17 protein-coding genes and 1 pseudogene are annotated in these 16,454 nt (G+C 71.0%); 5 read left to right on the top strand and 13 right to left on the bottom strand.

Going from position 1 to position 16,454, the window contains the following annotated elements:
- Genes ACZOOI_RS11095 through ACZOOI_RS11135 form a run of 9 tightly spaced genes read right to left on the bottom strand, consistent with a single transcriptional unit; the run spans position 1 to position 7,757 of the window.
- A complete protein-coding gene (locus ACZOOI_RS11095; RefSeq protein ID WP_465280509.1) occupies positions 1-1,512 on the bottom strand; it encodes a complex I subunit 4 family protein in 1,512 nt (503 codons plus the stop codon).
- Between the two features lie 52 nt (positions 1,513-1,564).
- The gene (locus ACZOOI_RS11100) at positions 1,565-3,463 is read right to left on the bottom strand and encodes an NADH-quinone oxidoreductase subunit 5 family protein (RefSeq protein WP_465281161.1); all 1,899 of its coding nucleotides are present in this window, start codon (positions 3,461-3,463) and stop codon (positions 1,565-1,567) included.
- Positions 3,454-3,777, bottom strand: a complete 324-nt coding sequence (gene nuoK / locus ACZOOI_RS11105; protein ID WP_391585432.1) for an NADH-quinone oxidoreductase subunit NuoK — start codon at positions 3,775-3,777, stop codon at positions 3,454-3,456. The genes ACZOOI_RS11100 and nuoK overlap by 10 nt, the downstream gene beginning before the upstream one ends.
- Positions 3,778-3,784: 7 nt before the next feature.
- Entirely contained in the window at positions 3,785-4,345 is a 561-nt protein-coding gene (locus tag ACZOOI_RS11110) for an NADH-quinone oxidoreductase subunit J family protein (RefSeq protein ID WP_465280510.1), read from the bottom strand.
- Positions 4,342-4,896, bottom strand: coding sequence for a NuoI/complex I 23 kDa subunit family protein (locus ACZOOI_RS11115; protein ID WP_391585434.1), 555 nt, complete (start codon positions 4,894-4,896; stop codon positions 4,342-4,344). Before ACZOOI_RS11115 ends, ACZOOI_RS11110 begins: the two co-directional genes overlap by 4 nt.
- Positions 4,896-5,852, bottom strand: coding sequence for a complex I subunit 1/NuoH family protein (locus ACZOOI_RS11120; protein WP_465280511.1), 957 nt, complete (start codon positions 5,850-5,852; stop codon positions 4,896-4,898). Before ACZOOI_RS11120 ends, ACZOOI_RS11115 begins: the two co-directional genes overlap by 1 nt.
- The gene (locus ACZOOI_RS11125; protein ID WP_465280512.1) at positions 5,849-6,796 is read right to left on the bottom strand and encodes an NADH-quinone oxidoreductase subunit C; all 948 of its coding nucleotides are present in this window, start codon (positions 6,794-6,796) and stop codon (positions 5,849-5,851) included. Before ACZOOI_RS11125 ends, ACZOOI_RS11120 begins: the two co-directional genes overlap by 4 nt.
- Positions 6,793-7,395, bottom strand: coding sequence for an NADH-quinone oxidoreductase subunit B (locus ACZOOI_RS11130; RefSeq protein WP_465280513.1), 603 nt, complete (start codon positions 7,393-7,395; stop codon positions 6,793-6,795). The genes ACZOOI_RS11125 and ACZOOI_RS11130 overlap by 4 nt, the downstream gene beginning before the upstream one ends.
- Positions 7,386-7,757 carry an NADH-quinone oxidoreductase subunit A gene (locus ACZOOI_RS11135; RefSeq protein WP_465280514.1) on the bottom strand — a complete coding sequence of 124 codons (372 nt, stop codon included), beginning with the start codon at positions 7,755-7,757 and terminating at the stop codon, positions 7,386-7,388. Before ACZOOI_RS11135 ends, ACZOOI_RS11130 begins: the two co-directional genes overlap by 10 nt.
- A gap of 269 nt (positions 7,758-8,026) precedes the next feature.
- On the opposite strand from ACZOOI_RS11135, the gene ACZOOI_RS11140 reads away from it, so the two are divergent.
- From ACZOOI_RS11140 to ACZOOI_RS11160, 5 genes and pseudogenes are all read left to right on the top strand, one after another.
- Complete coding sequence (locus ACZOOI_RS11140) at positions 8,027-9,361, top strand: sensor histidine kinase (protein ID WP_465281162.1); 1,335 nt, start codon at positions 8,027-8,029, stop codon at positions 9,359-9,361.
- Positions 9,362-9,480: 119 nt separating this feature from the next.
- A complete protein-coding gene (locus tag ACZOOI_RS11145; protein WP_465280515.1) occupies positions 9,481-10,125 on the top strand; it encodes a response regulator in 645 nt (214 codons plus the stop codon).
- 279 nt (positions 10,126-10,404) lie between these two features.
- Positions 10,405-12,267, top strand: a complete 1,863-nt coding sequence (locus ACZOOI_RS11150; protein ID WP_465280516.1) for a 2-oxoacid:acceptor oxidoreductase subunit alpha — start codon at positions 10,405-10,407, stop codon at positions 12,265-12,267.
- Positions 12,268-12,334: 67 nt separating this feature from the next.
- Entirely contained in the window at positions 12,335-13,327 is a 993-nt protein-coding gene (locus ACZOOI_RS11155) for a 2-oxoacid:ferredoxin oxidoreductase subunit beta (RefSeq protein WP_465281163.1), read from the top strand.
- 104 nt (positions 13,328-13,431) lie between these two features.
- Positions 13,432-13,635 (top strand): annotated as a pseudogene (locus tag ACZOOI_RS11160) (hypothetical protein); the annotation flags it as partial.
- Positions 13,636-13,672: 37 nt separating this feature from the next.
- On the opposite strand, the gene zapE reads toward ACZOOI_RS11160, so the two are convergent.
- From zapE to ACZOOI_RS11180, 4 genes are all read right to left on the bottom strand, one after another.
- Positions 13,673-14,797 carry a cell division protein ZapE gene (gene zapE, locus ACZOOI_RS11165; protein WP_465280517.1) on the bottom strand — a complete coding sequence of 375 codons (1,125 nt, stop codon included), beginning with the start codon at positions 14,795-14,797 and terminating at the stop codon, positions 13,673-13,675.
- A 139-nt stretch (positions 14,798-14,936) separates the two neighbouring features.
- On the bottom strand, positions 14,937-15,440 hold the full coding sequence (locus ACZOOI_RS11170; RefSeq protein WP_465281164.1) for an ArsR/SmtB family transcription factor: 504 nt from the start codon (positions 15,438-15,440) through the stop codon (positions 14,937-14,939).
- Between the two features lie 106 nt (positions 15,441-15,546).
- A complete protein-coding gene (locus ACZOOI_RS11175; RefSeq protein ID WP_465280518.1) occupies positions 15,547-15,825 on the bottom strand; it encodes a hypothetical protein in 279 nt (92 codons plus the stop codon).
- Positions 15,826-15,843: 18 nt separating this feature from the next.
- Positions 15,844-16,392 carry a Uma2 family endonuclease gene (locus tag ACZOOI_RS11180; protein ID WP_465280519.1) on the bottom strand — a complete coding sequence of 183 codons (549 nt, stop codon included), beginning with the start codon at positions 16,390-16,392 and terminating at the stop codon, positions 15,844-15,846.
- Positions 16,393-16,454 lie beyond the last annotated feature (62 nt).

The raw sequence follows: 16,454 nt of genomic DNA on the forward strand, positions 1-16,454 counted from the left end.
TCAGCTGCCTCCCATGAGGGCACGCACGGCCGGGTCGGTGATCGCGAGCACGGTGGCCGGCCACAGTCCGGCGAGCAGGGTCAGCGCGACGAGCGGGGTCCACACCACGACTTCGCGGCCGGTCACGTCGACCTCCGGGCGACCGGTCGGGGCCTCTCCCGCGGGGCCCATGCACAACCGGCGGACCAGGCCGAGCATGTAGGCCGCGGTCAGCACGGTGCCCAGGCCGGCCAGGGCCAGGAAGGTCCGGTAGCCGCCGGTGGACAACCCGGCCGCGGGCTCGTACGCGCCGTACATCGCGAGCAGTTCGCCCCAGAAGCCGGCCAGTCCGGGCAGCCCGAGTCCGGCCACCGCGCCGAACGCGACGAGCGCGCCGAGGCGGGGTGTGCGTCCGTACATCCCGCCGCCGAGTCGGCCGAGCAGGGCGGTGCCGTGCCGGTCCTTGACCGCGCCGGCCAGGAAGAACAGCAGGCCGGTGATCAGGCCGTGGCCGATGTTGACGAACAGCGCGCCGTTGATGCCCTGCGGGGTCAGCGTCGCGATGCCCAGGAGGGCGAAGCCCATGTGGCCCACCGAGGAGTAGGCGATGATGCGCTTGAGGTCGCCGTCCGGGTCGCGCAGCAGCGCCAGGCACACCAGCGAGCCGTACACGATGCCGACCACGCCGAACGCGGCCAGATACGGCGCGAACGTCTCGGCGCCCTCCGGCAACATCGGCACCGCGATCCGGATCAGGCCGTACGTGCCCATCTTGAGCAGGACGCCGGCCAGCAGCACGGAGCCGGCCGTCGGCGCGGCGGTGTGCGCGTCCGGCAGCCAGGTGTGCAGCGGCCACATCGGCACCTTGACCGCCAGGCCCAGGCCGATCGCCAGGAACGCCAGCACCTGGACGCCGTGCGACATGCCCGCGCCGTGCCGGTCGGCGAGTTCGACCATGTCGAAGGTGCCGGTCTTCGCCTGGATCAGCAGGAAACCGAGCAGCATCACGGCCGAGCCGAGCAGCGTGTACAGGATGAACTTGTACGAGGCCGGGCCGCGTTCGCCCGGACTCCCCCAGCGGTTGATGAGGAAGTACATCGGGACCAGTACGACCTCGAAGAAGAGGAAGAACAGGATCAGGTCGAGCGCCGCGAAGGTGCCCAGCGTGCCGGTCTCCAGGAGCAGGAACAGCGCGACGAACGCGCGCGAGTCGCCGCCGGGCGGAATGTTCCACAGGCTGTGCACGGCGACCAGCAGCGTGAGCAGCGCGGTGAGCAGCAGCAACGGCAGCGAGATGCCGTCGATGCCGAGGTGGAAGCGCAGGCCCAGCGAGGGCGCCCAGGACGCGTCGGTCTCGAACTGCATCCCGCGTCCGCGGTCGAAACCGCACGCGAGCACCACGGCACCGACCAGGGTCGCCGCGCTCGCGCCGACGCCGACCAGCCGGGCCGTGCGATCCGCCATCCCGGGCAGCAGGAGCAGGGCGGCGCCGAGCAGCGGCGCGGCCACGACGAGGATCAGCACGACGCTCACCGCAAGGTCTCCTGGGCATGAGAGGGCGTCGGGGGCGACACTCGACGGCGGGTCACGAGCCCACCGCCACGGCGACGGCGAGCACGACCACGCCCGCGAACAGGCCGGTCAGGTAGAGCCGGGCGTTGCCGTTCTGGCCCCGGCGGATCCCGCCGCCGAGCAGCCACGCGCTCTGCGCGGCGCCCTTGACGTAGGTGTCGACGACGGCGCCGTCGCTGAACCGACTTGCCTTGGCGGCGAGTCGCACGGGAGTCAGGACCAGCGCGGCGTACAGCCCGTCCACATCGAATCCGCGCAGCGCCGGGCCGCGGAGCGGACCCAGTACCCGGGCCGGATCGCCGGCCGGGTCGCGCCGCCACAGCGCGCCGACCACGCCGGCTCCGAGCGCGAACGCGGCCAGTGCGAGCACCGTGGTCAGCAGGTGAGGGGTCAGTTCGGCGTAGCCCGAGTCTCCGCCGAGGGACGGCAGACCCGGGAAGGCCACGAAGCCGAACGCCACCGTGGGCACCGCGAGCACGATCAGCGGCCACACCATCGCGGCGGGCGCCTCGCCCGTGTGCGCGGGCTTACCGTAGTCCGCCGCGTCCGCGTGCGCGGGCACCTCCGCGCCGGGCGCGCTCTCGCGCGCCGGTCCGAGGAACACCCGCAGCCACACCCGGGTCGCGTAGGCCGCGGTCAACGCGGCGGTGAGCAGCCCGGCCACCAGGACCAGCCAGCCGGCCGACTGCGGTACCGGGCCGTGCCCGGCGGCGGTGTGCTCGGCCGCGCCGAGCACCGCCTCCTTGCTGAAGAAGCCGGCGAACGGCGGCACACCCGCGAGTGCGGCGAGTCCGGCGGTCATCGTCCAGAACGCGATCGGCGCGCGGTGCCGCAGTCCGCCCATGCCGGCCAGTGCGCCGGTGCCGGCGACGTGGATGGCCACCCCGGCGCCGAGGAAGAGCAACGCCTTGAACGCGCCGTGCGAGAGCAGGTGGAACACCGCCGCGTCGCGTCCGCCGACCGCGAGCCCGCCGGTCATGTAGGCGAGCTGGCCGACCGTCGACCACGCGAGCACCCGCTTGAGGTCCTCCTGGGCGAGCGCGGCCAGGGCCGAGCCGATCATGGTCGCCGCGGCCAGCACCGCGAGCACGATCAGCGTCGCGTGCGCGGCCAGGAAGGCCGGATACAGGCGGGCCACCAGGTAGGCGCCGGCGGCGACCATGGTGGCCGCGTGGATCAGCGCGGACACCGGGGTCGGGCCGGCCATCGCGTCCGGCAACCAGGTCTGCAGCGGTACCTGCGCGGACTTGCCCGCGACGCCGCCGAGCAGCAGCAGGGTGCCCGCGGTGACCCACCCGGCGCCGCCCTCGGGCACCGCGGCGAGCACGTCGCGGATCCGGAACGAGTCGGCGCCCGCGGCGAGCACGAGGATGCCGATCAGGAACGGCACGTCGCCGAACTTGGTGACCACGAACGCCTTGATCGAGGCCGAGCGGGCGGCCTCGGTCTCCCAGTGGTGGCCGATCAGGAAGTACGAGCAGACGCCCATCACCTCCCAGCCGACCAGGAGCACGATCAGGTCGCCGGTGTACACGACGAGCAACATCGCGGCGGTGAACAGCGACACCAGCGCGGCGTAGGACGAGTAGCGCGGATCCTCGCGCAGGTAGGCGGCCGAGTAGATCTGCACCAGCAGCGCGACCACGGTGACCAGCACCGCGGACAGCGCGGCGAGTCCGTCCACCCGCAGTCCCAGCGTGATGTCCAGGGCGCCGGTGGGGGTCAGCCGCACCGCCGACTCGCGTACGTCGTCGCCGATGCCGACGGCCACGGCGATCGCGAGCCCGGTAGCCACCAGGGCGGCGGGCACGGCGATCAGGACCGGGCGCACCCGGCGGCCGAGGAACAGCCCGAGCAGGGCGGCGAGCGCGGGCAGGCCGGTGGCCGTCGCGGCGGCGACCGTCATACCGATCCCTCCTTGTGCTCGGCGAGCTCGTGCAGTTCGGGGATGTCGGTGGTGGCCCGGTTGCGGAACACCATCAGCACGATCGCCAGGCCCAGGCCGATCTCGGCGGCGGCGATGGTGATCACGAACAGGGTCAGCGCCTGACCGGCGTGCAGCGTGTCGCGCAGGTACATGTCGAACGCGACCAGGTTGATGTTGACCGCGTTGAGCATCAGCTCGATCGACATCAGTACGAGGATCGCGTTGCGGCGCGCGATCACCCCGTAGAGCCCGATGCCGAACAACAGGACGGCGAGGACGAGCGGATAGACCAGATGCATCGCGGGGTCAGTCCTTCCGGCCCGAGTGCGCGCGCGAGCGGGAACGGGACAGCACGATGGCGCCGATCAGTGCGGCCAGGAGCAGCACGGACAACACCTCGAACGGCAACACCCACACCTTGAACAGGCTCTGCCCGGTGACCTCGGTGCTGCCCACGGTGTCGTCGCCCAGGTGCAGGTAGGCGGTGCGGAACGCGTCCACGATCACGGTGAGCAGGGTCGCGGTGGCGCCCAGCGCGACCACGGCGGCCGGGATCCGGGCGGCGGGGTCGGGCGGTTCGGAGTAGCCGATCGGCGCCTTGGTCAGCATCAGGCCGAACAGCAGCAGCACCACGACCGCGCCGACGTAGATCAGCACCTGGACCCAGGCGATGAACTCGGCGGTGAGCAGCAGGTACTCGGCGGCCAGGCCGCCGAGCGTGACCACCAGCCACAGCGCGGCGTGCACGACCTGGCGGGTGCTCACCACGAGCAGCGCGGAGCCGAGCACGACCAGGCCGATCAGCACGAAGGCGATCTCGGCGCCGGTGGGCGAGAGGAAGCCGTGCTCGGTGGCGGCGAGGTTCACGGGGTCTCCTCCGCTTCCGCTGCGGCGGCCCTGGCCGCGGCCGCGGCCTTCTCTGCCTTCTCGACGGCCTTGCGGGCCTGGATCAGTTCCTTGGGGTCCTCGGCGTGCTCGTCCAGCGCGGGGGGCGGCGGGACGGTCCACATCCACTCGCGCAGCTTGTCCTTCTCGTGCGTGAGTTCGTGGATGTCGCCGGTCGCGTACTCGAACTCCGGCGACCAGAACAGCGCGTCGAACGGGCACACCTCGACGCAGATCCCGCAGTACATGCACAGCGCGAAGTCGATCGCGAAGCGGTCGAGCACGTTGCGGGTGCGGTCGCGCGCGCCGGGTTCGCGGGCGGGCACGACCTCCTTGTGCGAGTCGATGTAGATGCACCAGTCCGGGCATTCGCGCGCGCACAACATGCAGACCGTGCAGTTCTCCTCGAACAGCGCGATCACCCCGCGCGAGCGGGGCGGCAGCTCCGGCAGGACCTCCGGATACGACTGTGTGACGGACCTCTTGGTGAGCGTCCTCAGGGTCACCGCGAGGCCCTTGGCCAGGCCCTTCATCAGGTCGCCACCTTTACCACGCCGGTCAGGACGAGTTGGCCGAGCGCGAGCGGGACGAGCACCGTCCACGCGAGCTTTTGCAGTTGGTCCTCGCGCAGTCGCGGGTAGCTGACCCGCAGCCAGATCACCACGAACGCGAGCACGCCGGTCTTGAGCAGGGTCCACAACCAGCCGACCGAGTCCGACCACGGTCCGTGCCAACCGCCCAGGAACAGCACGGTGGTCAGCGCGCACACGATCAGGATCCCGGCGTACTCGGACAGCAGGAACAGCGCGAAGCGCAGGCCGGAGTACTCGGTGTAGGCGCCGAAGATGATCTCCGAGTCGGCGACCGGCATGTCGAACGGCGGGCGCTGGATCTCGGCCAGGCCGGCGGTGAAGAACACCACGCCGCCGATCGCCTGCCAGGGCAGCCACCACCACTCGAAGCCCTCGACGATCCCGGTCAGCGACACGGTCCCGGCGGCCATCGCCACCGAGGCCGCGGCCAGCAGCATCGGCAGTTCGTACGCCATCAACTGGGCGGCCGAGCGGATGCCGCCGAGCAGCGAGTACTTGTTGGCCGAGGCCCAGCCGCCCATCAGCGAGCCGAGCACGCCGACGCCCATCACCGCGAGCACGAACACGATGCCGGCGTCGACGGTGCGGCCGATCAGGCCGTTCGGCCCGATCGGGATGGCGATCAGCACCACGAAGTACGGGATCAGCGCGACGGCCGGGGCGAGCTTGAAGACCTTGCGGTCGGCCCCGGCCGGGACGATGTCCTCCTTCTGCGCGAACTTGACCCCGTCGGCGACCAGCTGGGCCCAGCCGTGGAAGGCGCCCGCGTAGATCGGGCCGACCCGCGCCTGCATGTGCGCCATCACCTTGTGCTCGGTCTGCCCGATCAGCAGGGGCAGCACGAGGAACGCCCCGAGCACGAGAACGAGCCGGAGGCACACGTCGAGGAGACTCACGGGGTGTCCCCTTCGGTGGACGGGTCGGGCGGACCGCTTTCGCGGGGCGTGGGCGCCTCGGGCGGCGAAGCCGACGCGGCGGACTCGGGATCCTCGGGTGATCCGGCGGGGGGCACCGGCTCGGGATGCGCGGGCGATTCGGGCTCGACCGCAGGGGTCGCCGGCGTTTGGCTCGCCGACCCCTGGGACGCGCTGCGGGTGCGGCGCGCGGGCGGTGCGCCCTCGGCGGCCTGGCTCGCCGAGCCGGCGGAGGCGCTGCGGGTGCGGCGGGCCGGTGGTCCGTCGGTCGCGGCCCGGCCTGCCGAGCCGGCCGCGGCGCCGCGGGCGCGGCGCGGGCGTTCCTCGGCGGCGGCTGCGGCCTCGGCCGCCGCCTCCTCCTTGTGCGGGCCCCACGTCGCCGGATCCGGCACCCCGGGAGGCAGGGTGCGGCGGCGGCCGGGGGCGCGGCCCGGCCCGGCGCCGTGATCGGACTCGCCCGGCTCCTTCGCACCCGGCCATGCCTTGGCCACCCGCGAGGCCAGCACGAACTCCTTGCGCAGCGGGTGTCCCTCGAAGCCGTCCGGCAACAACAGCGGATCCAGGCCCGGGTGGTCGGTGAAGTCGATGCCGAACATCTCGTGCGTCTCGCGCTCGTGCCAGCGAGCCCCGGCGTACACCCCGGTCGCGGTCGCGAGCACCGCGACCTCGCGCGGCACGCGCGTGCGCAGCAACAACCTGGGCCCGGTCGGGATCGCGCACACGTGCGCGACCACGTCGAACCCGTCGGCGAGTTCGTCCACCCCGGTGAGCCAGTCGAAGAACGCGCAGCCGAGCCCGTCCCGCGCGGCGGTCAGCGCGGCGACCCAGTGCTCCGGCGCGACGTCGACGGTGACCAACCCGTACGCGTCCGACACGGCGAGCACCAGGTCCTCGCCCAGGCCCGCACGGATCTCCTCCGGCGTCATCGGGTATCCCCCGCGGGAGGCGTGGGCGGTGCCACCAGCGGCCGGCCGAGCGCGGCGGCGGGCAGCTTGCGGGCGTAGCGCGTGGCCGGGTTCTCCACCGCGATCCGCTCCTGGAGCTTGAGGATCCCCTGGAGCAGCGCCTCCGGCCGCGGCGGGCAGCCGGGCACGTACACGTCCACCGGCACGATCTGGTCCACGCCCTTGGTCACGCAGTACGAATCCCAGTACGGCCCGCCGCAGTTCGCGCAGGACCCGAACGAGATCACGTACTTGGGCTCGGGCATCTGCTCGTACAGCCGCTTGATCGCGGGCGCCATCTTGTCGCTGACCGTCCCGGACACCACCATCAGGTCGGCCTGCCGGGGGCCGGGGGCGAACGGGATCACGCCGAGCCGGATGAAGTCGTGCTTGGCCATCGAGGACGCGATGAACTCGATCGCGCAACAGGCCAGGCCGAAATTGAATACCCAGAGGGAGTAGCGGCGTCCCCAGTTCAGCACCAGCCGCACCGGGTCCGGCGCGAGCCGGGAGAGCACCCCGAGTCGGGGCGGTGGGAGGTCGACCGGTGTGCGCTCCACCGGTGCAGGTGTCAGGTCCATGCGAGCACGCCCTTCCGCCGCGCGTACAGCAGTCCGGTGGCCAGGAAGCCGACGAACACGAACATCTCCACCAGGGTCGTGGCGCCGAAGCCCGGCGCGTCGAACACCGTCGCCCAGGGGAACAGGTAGATCACGTCGACCGCGAAGATGACGTACAGATAGGCGTAGAGGTAGTAGCGGATGTGGACCTGCGCCCACCCCACCCCCACCGGATCGACGCCGCACTCGTAGGTCGTGAGCTTCTCGTGCGTGGGTACGCTCGGTCGCAGCAGTCGCCCGCCGACGAACGCCACCGCGACGAAGGCCGACGCGACGAGAAGCACCAGACCCACGAGCGCGTACGTTCCGTAGTAGCCCTCCACCCGGCGCCCGCCTCCTGATCGACATTGCCCGAACGTTGCGTGGTCGTTGCGTACGTTTGTGGCACGGGAGTCTAGGGGGGTTGCGCCGGACCTGTCCCCGGTGTCCAGTCCGGTCGACCGGCCGGATCGGCGATACCGCTCCCGAGCCGGAGGTGGTAGGGACAACCCCACCCCCAAGACACCGACCCGCGCCATGGGACCCGCCCGGGTCACCCGGCAGAGTTGACCCAACGGATCGGCTTCTCTCCCAGCGAGGCAACTCCATGTCCATGCCCTCACCCGCGACTGCCTACGACGGGTCCACAGGTGATGTCCCGGCCCGAACGCGGCCGGGCATCCTGCGCGCGCCGTTCACGGTGCGCACGTGGACCGACACGATCCATCTGGTACTCAACCTGCCCATCGGCATCGTCGGCTTCACCTATGTCGCGGTGTTCATCGCGCTCGGCGTCGGCCTGACCCCGCTGTGCCTGCTGGGGTTGCCGCTGCTGGCGCTGACCCTGATGGGCAGCCGGGCGTTCGGCCGGGTGGAGCGGGCCCGGGCGAGTGCGCTGCTGGACGAGCACGTACGGGCGCCCGCGCCGCTTCGGCGCCGGCCCGGGCCCACCGGGTGGATCCGGTCCGGCCTGACCGACCGGATCGGGTGGCGGGCCAGTCTCTACCTGTTCCTGCAACTGCCCTGGGGTGTCTTCACCTTCGCCGTCACGACGGCGCTGTGGGCGACCTCGCTGAGCGCGATCACCTATCCGCTCATCCAGCCGCTGTATCGCCGGGCCGACATGCCGGGCGCGATGCTCTCCGGCGACGGGCCGCACGAGAGCGGCGCGGACCACTATCTGGCCGGCCCGGGGCCGGTGTCGCTGACCATGGCGTTGGGGGTGGTGCTGTTCTTCGCGACCCCGTGGCTGGTCCGCGGGATGGCCAACGTGGATCGGGTGATGGTGCGCGGCCTGCTCGGTCCGGCCTTGCTGTCCGAGCAGGTGCGCGACCTGACCGTGTCCCGGGGTGCCGCCGTCGACACCGCCGCGTCCGACCTGCGCCGGATCGAGCGCGACCTGCACGACGGTGCGCAGGCCCGACTGGTGGCGCTGGCGATGGACCTGGGCATGGCGAAGGAGAACCTGAGCACGAGTCGGGACACCGAGACCGCGCGGATGGTCTCCTCCGCGCACGACGAGGTCAAGCTCGCCCTCCAGGAGTTGCGCGACCTGGCCCGGGGCATCCACCCCGCGGTGCTCACCGACCGGGGTCTGGACGCGGCGCTGTCCTCGATCGCGGCGCGCTGCACGGTCCCGGTCCGGGTCGAGGTGGACCTGCCCGATCGCCCGCCCGCCCCGATCGAGTCGGTCGCCTACTTCTGCGCGTCCGAGCTGCTGACCAACGTCTCCAAGCACGCGCGCGCCTCGCACGCGTGGGTCACGGTGGGCCGGCAGGACGGCCGGATGTACCTGATCGTCGCCGACGACGGTGCGGGCGGTGCCTCGACGGGCAAGGGGTCCGGCCTGGCCGGCCTGATCGAGCGGGTGCGCGGAGTGGACGGCACGCTCACCGTGGACAGCCCCGAGGGCGGGCCCACCCGGGTCACCGTGTGGCTGCCGCTGTGAGGATCCGCCGGACCTGAGATCCGACCCGCCCGCGGTACGCCGCATCGGCTCGAATCCGGAAGACTGTAGCCGCACCCGCTCTCCGGGTGCGGCTACCGGATTTGGGGGATGTGAACGCTGTGCGCGTCGTCATCGCTGAGGATTCCGTACTACTTAGAGACGGTTTGTCCCGCCTGTTGACCGCTCGCGGCCACGAGGTCGTGGGCGAGGTCGGGGACGCCGAGCAACTGGTCGCCGTCGCGGGGCGCCTGCGTCCCGACGTCTGCGTGGTGGACGTGCGGATGCCGCCCACGCACACCGACGAGGGCATCCGGGCGGCGGTGCGGATGCGGGCGACCCTGACCGAGGTGGGCGTGCTTGTCCTGTCACAGTACGTCGAGGAGCAGTACGCGACGGAACTGCTCGCGGGCAACACCAGCGGCGTCGGCTATCTGCTCAAGGACCGGGTCGCCGACGTCGGCGACTTCGTCGCGGCGGTCGAGCGGGTCGCGAGCGGCGGCACCGCGCTCGACCCCGAGGTGGTCTCCCAGCTGCTCGGCCGTTCCCGCAAGCGCGACGTGGTGGAAAAACTCACACCGCGCGAGCGCGAAGTGCTCGGCCTGATGGCCGAGGGACGCACGAATGCGGCGGTCGCACAGGCCCTGGTGGTGTCGGACGGCGCGGTGGAGAAGCACGTCAGCAACATCTTCGGGAAGCTCGGTCTCGCGCCCAGTGACACCGATCACAGACGGGTCCTCGCGGTACTCGCGTATCTCGGATCCTGACATCGTAGGGATCGAATTACTGGACCCATGCAATCATCCGGTCGATCGGAGCAGCCGTCCCCTACCTGGGCGGGCTGTCGTTTTGCTCGGATACAGCCGGATATGCGCCCCCCTAGGGGCCATGTCAAAAGCGTGACGCCGCTCACGTCGCGCGCCAGGGCGGATCCTCGCCCGCTCCGGGGGGCGCCACGGCCCCCATCTGTACCGCCGTACGATGAAAACTGCGACATCCGCGCGGTGCGCGGACCAACCGCCGCAGCGCCGAGGAGGTCCTTCCCCGTGACCAAGCAGGTCAAGCAGCTCGACCGGGTAGTGATCCGGTTCGCCGGCGATTCCGGTGACGGAATGCAGCTGACGGGCGACCGTTTCACGTCCGAGACGGCGACGTTCGGAAACGATCTGTCGACCCTTCCCAACTTCCCCGCCGAGATTCGGGCACCCGCGGGCACCCTGCCGGGTGTGTCGAGTTTCCAACTCCACTTCGCCGACCACGACATCCTGACGCCGGGCGACGCCCCGACCGTCCTGGTCGCGATGAACCCGGCCGCGCTCAAGGCCAACATCCGCGACCTGCCGCGCGGGGCCGAGATCATCGTCAACACCGACGAGTTCTCCAAGCGCGCGATGGCCAAGGTCGGCTACGCGACCAGTCCGCTGGACGACGGCTCGCTGGACGCCTACAACGTGCACGCGATCCCGCTGACCACGCTGACGGTCGGCTCGCTGGCCGAGTTCGAGATCTCCAAGAAGGACGCCGAGCGGGCGAAGAACATGTTCGCGCTCGGTCTGCTGTCCTGGCTGTACCACCGGCCGACCGACGCGACCATCGCGTTCCTGCGCAAGAAGTTCGCCAAGCTGCCGGTGATCGCCGAGGCGAACGTGGCGGCGTTCAAGGCGGGTTGGAACTTCGGCGAGACCACCGACGACTTCGCGGTCTCCTACGAGGTGGCCCCGGCCAAGCTGCCGGCCGGGACGTACCGCAACATCACCGGCAACCTCGCGCTGTCCTACGGCCTGGTGGCCGCCGGGCAGCTGTCCGAGCTGCCGGTCTACCTCGGGTCGTACCCGATCACCCCGGCCTCGGACATCCTGCACGAGCTGGCCAAGCACAAGAACTTCGGCGTGCGCACGTTCCAGGCCGAGGACGAGATCGCGGGCATCGGCGCCGCGCTCGGCGCGTCCTTCGGCGGCGCGCTCGGCGTGACCACCACCTCGGGCCCGGGTGTCGCGCTCAAGTCCGAGACGATCGGCCTCGCGGTCTCCCTGGAGCTGCCGCTGCTGATCATCGACGTGCAGCGCGGCGGACCCTCGACCGGTCTGCCGACCAAGACCGAGCAGTCCGACCTGCTCCAGGCCATGTTCGGCCGCAACGGCGAGGCACCGGTGCCGATCGTGGCCCCGCAGACCCCGTCCGACTGCTTCGCGGCCACCATCGAGGCGGCCCGGATCGCGCTGAAGTACCGCACCCCGGTCTTCCTGCTGTCCGACGGCTACCTGGCCAACGGCTCGGAGCCCTGGCGGCTCCCGGAGACGTCCGAACTGCCGGACCTGCGGGTCGAGTTCGCGACCGAGCCGAACCAGGAGATGCCGGACGGAACCAAGGAGTTCTGGCCGTACAAGCGCGACCCCGAGACGCTGGCCCGCCCGTGGGCGGTGCCCGGCACGCCGGGTCTGGAACACCGCATCGGCGGGATCGAGAAGGCCGACGGGATCGGTTCGATCTCCTACGACCCGGCCAACCACGACCTGATGGTGCGCACCCGGCAGGCCAAGGTGGACGGCATCGCGAACGACATCGAGCCGCTGTGGGTCGACGACGCGACCGGTGACGCCAAGGTGCTCGTGATCGGGTGGGGTTCCACCTACGGTCCGATCGCCGCCGGCGTGCGTCGGGTCCGGGCCGCGGGCGGCAAGGTCGCGCAGGCCCACCTGCGCCACCTCAACCCGTTCCCGGCCAACACGGCCGAGGTGCTCAAGTCGTACGACAAGGTGATCGTCCCGGAGATGAACCTGGGACAGCTCGCCCTGCTCCTGCGCGGGAAGTTCCTCGTGGATGCCATGTCGTACAACCAGGTTCGCGGCCTGCCGTTCAAGTCCGAGGAGCTGGCTCACGTGATCCAGGAAGTGATCGAGAGTGTTTGAGTCTGCGAACGGCGCCGGCGGCTTCCCCTCGCTGTCGCTGATCCCGAAGGCCGACGGCAAGCAGTCCATGAAGGACTTCAAGTCGGACCAGGAGGTGCGCTGGTGCCCGGGTTGCGGGGACTACGCGATCCTGGCGGCGGTGCAGGGCTTCATGCCCGAGCTCGGTCTCCGCAAGGAGAACATCGTGTGGGTGTCGGGCATCGGCTGCTCCAGCCGCTTCCCGTACTACATGAACACGTACGGCATGCACTCGATCCACGGACGTGCCCCGGCGATCGCGACCGGTCTGGCCACCTCGCGCGAGGACCTGTCGGTGTGGGTGGTCACCGGTGACGGCGACGCGCTCTCGATCGGCGGCAACCACCTGATCCACGCGCTGCGGCGCAACGTCAACCTGAAGATCCTGCTGTTCAACAACCGGATCTACGGCCTGACCAAGGGTCAGTACTCGCCGACCTCCGAGACCGGCAAGATCACCAAGTCCACCCCGATGGGCTCGCTCGACCACCCGTTCAACCCGCTGTCGGTGGCCATCGGCGCCGAGGCGTCGTTCGTGGCCCGGTCGATCGACTCCGACCGCAAGCACCTGACCTCGGTGCTGCGCGCCGCGGCGGCCCACGAGGGCACCGCGCTGGTGGAGATCTACCAGAACTGCAACATCTTCAACGACGGCGCGTTCGAACTGCTCAAGGACCCCGACAAGCGCGACGACGTGACCATCCGGCTGGAGCACGGGCAGCCGATCCGGTTCGGCTCGGAGGGCCAGTTCGGCGTCATCCGCGGCGCGCGCGGCTCGCTGGACGTGGCCGAGGTCGCCCAGGTCGGCGAGGACGCGCTGCTGGTGCACGACGCGCACGCGGACAACCCGGAGTTGGCGTTCGCGCTGACCCGGCTGGGTGACCTGACCAGCAACACGCACACCCCCATCGGCGTCTTCCGCGACATCGAGCGCCCGGTCTACGACCGGTTGATGTCGGCGCAGATGGCCGAGGCGGCGAGCAGCGGCGCCGGTGACCTGTCCTCGCTGATCCGGGGCAACGACACCTGGACGATCAACTAGGTCGGACAGCGGTCCGGAGACCGCGACAGCGCGTGGGGCCCGGCGGACAGCCCGTCGGGCCCCACGCGCGTTGCGGCCCCTGTTCGGCCGAGCGCAGCTCGCGACTGCGCGCCGAGAAGTTGTGCAATCCGACCACGCTGGGCGTGCCGGCCTCGGACTGCATCTCCTCCTCGGCGTACGGCACCGAGGCGTACGGCGGGACCGAGGCGTACGGCACCGAGCAGATGTCGCGTGCGCTGGTGCCCTACCTCGGCATCGCCGCCTTCACCCTGCTGCTGCCGGTCAGCCACGCGATCCTCGCGGTGCTGCGGGTGAGGTCGCCTGCGGACGACTCGACAGCCGGGATCAGGGCATGCTCGACGCCTGCGACGTGCTCTCGGGAGCGTCGGACCGGCCCACGCGACGGAGCAGGCCGAGTCGGCTGGCGGTACGGGCGATGTCGGTCGGCAGGTCGTCGCCGGCGAGGAGTTCGGCCAGGGGGCGGTCGCTGCACAGGAAGAGTCGCACGTCGGCGTCGCAGCAGACGTCGACCAGGTTCACGAAGCGCTGCCGGGCGTCGGCGGTCGCGGTCTTCAGCGGCGGCAGCGCGCCGATCACCCACGTCGGGTACGTCTCGGCGAGCACGAGATAGTCGAGCGGCGAGGTCCGGCCCTCGCACAGCGCGGCGAACCCGCCCCACAGCTCCCCCGACCGGGCCGCCTCGACCGCCAGGTCGCGGCGGTTCACCCGTAGCGTGACCGCCTCGTCGGGGGTGGGCGGCAGCAGACCCTGGCCGCGCAACTGCTCGGGGTCGCCGGGCCACAACACCGCGCCCCGGCCGAACCCGGTGACCACGGTCCCGCCCCGGGGCAGGGCCCGATAGTCCTGCGGACCGGCCACGGTGACCACGGCCATCCGCTCCTCGATCTCGCGGATCGTCGGCTCGAACAGGTGGTGGTGGAGCGGATTGGGCAGCAGTCCGGCGGGCGGATAGTTGGACGTGCAGACCAGGACGACGCCGCGTGCGTGCAACTCCCGCAGCAGCCGGGTCACCAGCATCGCGTCGCCCGGGTCGTGCACGTGGAACTCGTCGAAGCACAACAGGTCCACGTCGCCGACCAATTCGGAGACCGCCGCGTCGACGGCGCTGTGCTCGTGGCCGTGGTCGTCGCGGTGCCGGTCGACCGCCTCGTGCAGACGGCGGAAGAAGGCGTGGAAGTGCACCCTGGTGCGACGCTCGGCGGGCAGCGGTACGGCCGCGAAGAACGCGTCGAGCAGCCAGGTCTTGCCCCGGCCGACCGGGCCCCACAGGTAGAGCCCCGCGGCCGGCCGGCGGCGGAACGGGCCGTGCCTGCGCCCTCGGCTCAGTGCGACGCCGAGTTCGGCGAGCCGATCGACGGCCTCTTCCTGGGCCGAATCGAGCACGAAGCCGCGCGTGTTCGCAGCTTCGTGGAAGTGGCCTCGCATCGTCTCGACCGTCGTTCGCCCCATGATCGGGATCCTAGGGCGCGTGTTCGCGGGCCTCGCCGCCTGGTCGAGACCGGGACCGGGGACGGGTGGCGTGGGGTCAGGTGGCGTCGGGCCGTGGTCGCGTCGGGCGTGGCGTCGTGATCGGGGCGGGTGGTGCGGGTCAGGGGCGGGCCGCGAACAGGACGACCAGGAGCGGTACGACCCGCATCGCGGGCACCTCGTAGTGGCCCCGGCCGACGGTACGCAGCCAGCCCGCGGCGACCAGTTGGCGCAGGTGGTGGTAGACCTGCCCGCTGGTGCCCATGCCTTCCAGGGCGCCGAGTTCGGCCGCGGTGTCGGTGCCGCGCAGGATCTCGCGCAGCAGGGACAGCCGTACGGGGTGGCCGAGCGCGGCCAGGTGTTCCGCGAAGGGGGCCCAGTCCTCGGCGAGCAACTCGTCCGCGTCGGCGGCCAGTTGCCACTCGATAGGGGTGCCCTTGGGTAGTTGCAGTGCGCCGGTGTAGAGCAGCGAACCGATCCCGTAGTGCTGCTTGAGCCCTTCCAGCGCCCAGAACATCTGCTCGTCCCGGCCCGCAGCGGGCGGGTCGGCCGGTCCGGTCCGTGCCCGGGCGTCGGCGTCGGCTGCGGCCTCCAGCGCCGCGACCCGCTCGGTCAAGGCATCCACCCGCGCGGCCAAGGCGGCTCGCTCGGCAGCGTCGTCATCGTGATCGTCCGGTCGATTCGGCACTCGGTTCGGCACGTCGCGATTGTTACGCAGTTACGTAATCACTTCAATCCAGCGACGTGTCGTCGGCCCGGACGGGTATCGCGTGGTACTCGACCTCGACATAGAACTGGCCGTTGGCCCGCTTCAGCCGCCGCACGGTCCGATGCCCCGTGGCGCCGAGCTCGCGCAGCGCCTTCTGCACCCGATACGGCCCCTCGGGCATCACGTCGGCCACGTCCTTGCCTGTGAACCTGATCCCCTCCGGCACCGCCAACATGCACGCAAGCACCCGCCGAGCCAACGGGCTGAGGCCCTGGTCGGCGCCCTCCGGCCCATCCGTCACGGCGTCACCTTCCGGCACTCAGTCGACCAGGTCGGCGGTGTCGATGGTCAGGGAGAACGGGGGTGGGAGGGTCAGCTTCTTACCGAAGGCGACCTCGTTGCGGCCGGCGTAGGCGTCCCGCTCCGGGTCGGAGAAGAGGATCACCTTGCCGTTTTGGCGATCGACGAGGAGGTAGAAGGGGATGCCGGCGAGGGCGTAGGCGCGGTACTTCTTCATGCGATCGCGAGTCGGGTCGGAGGACGTCACCTCGACCACGAGCAGCACGTCGTCCGGCGGCATCCACGACGGCGCGTGTCGTAGTCCGCCGTGCGCCACGTAGGTCGCGTCCGGAACGACGAAATCGCCGCTGGGCAGCGCGAGTCCCTTGTTGCCGGATGCGCTCAACGCGATCGCGGAGCCCAACATCTGCAGCCGCAGCTGATCGACGATCGTCTCGTGGTCTCCGTCCGGCGGTGGTGCCACGTTGATGTTCCCGCCGATGAACTCCACACGATCGTTCGTCAGCCGCTCGGACAGCGCGAAGAACTCGGCCAACAACGGCGGCGTCGGCTCCTCATCGATTTCCACATGATGGGGATACACCGATCCGGCGGTCATCACACCCGGCCCTCCTCTCCCCCAGGCAACGT

This window comes from Embleya sp. L77 (genome assembly GCF_055557415.1).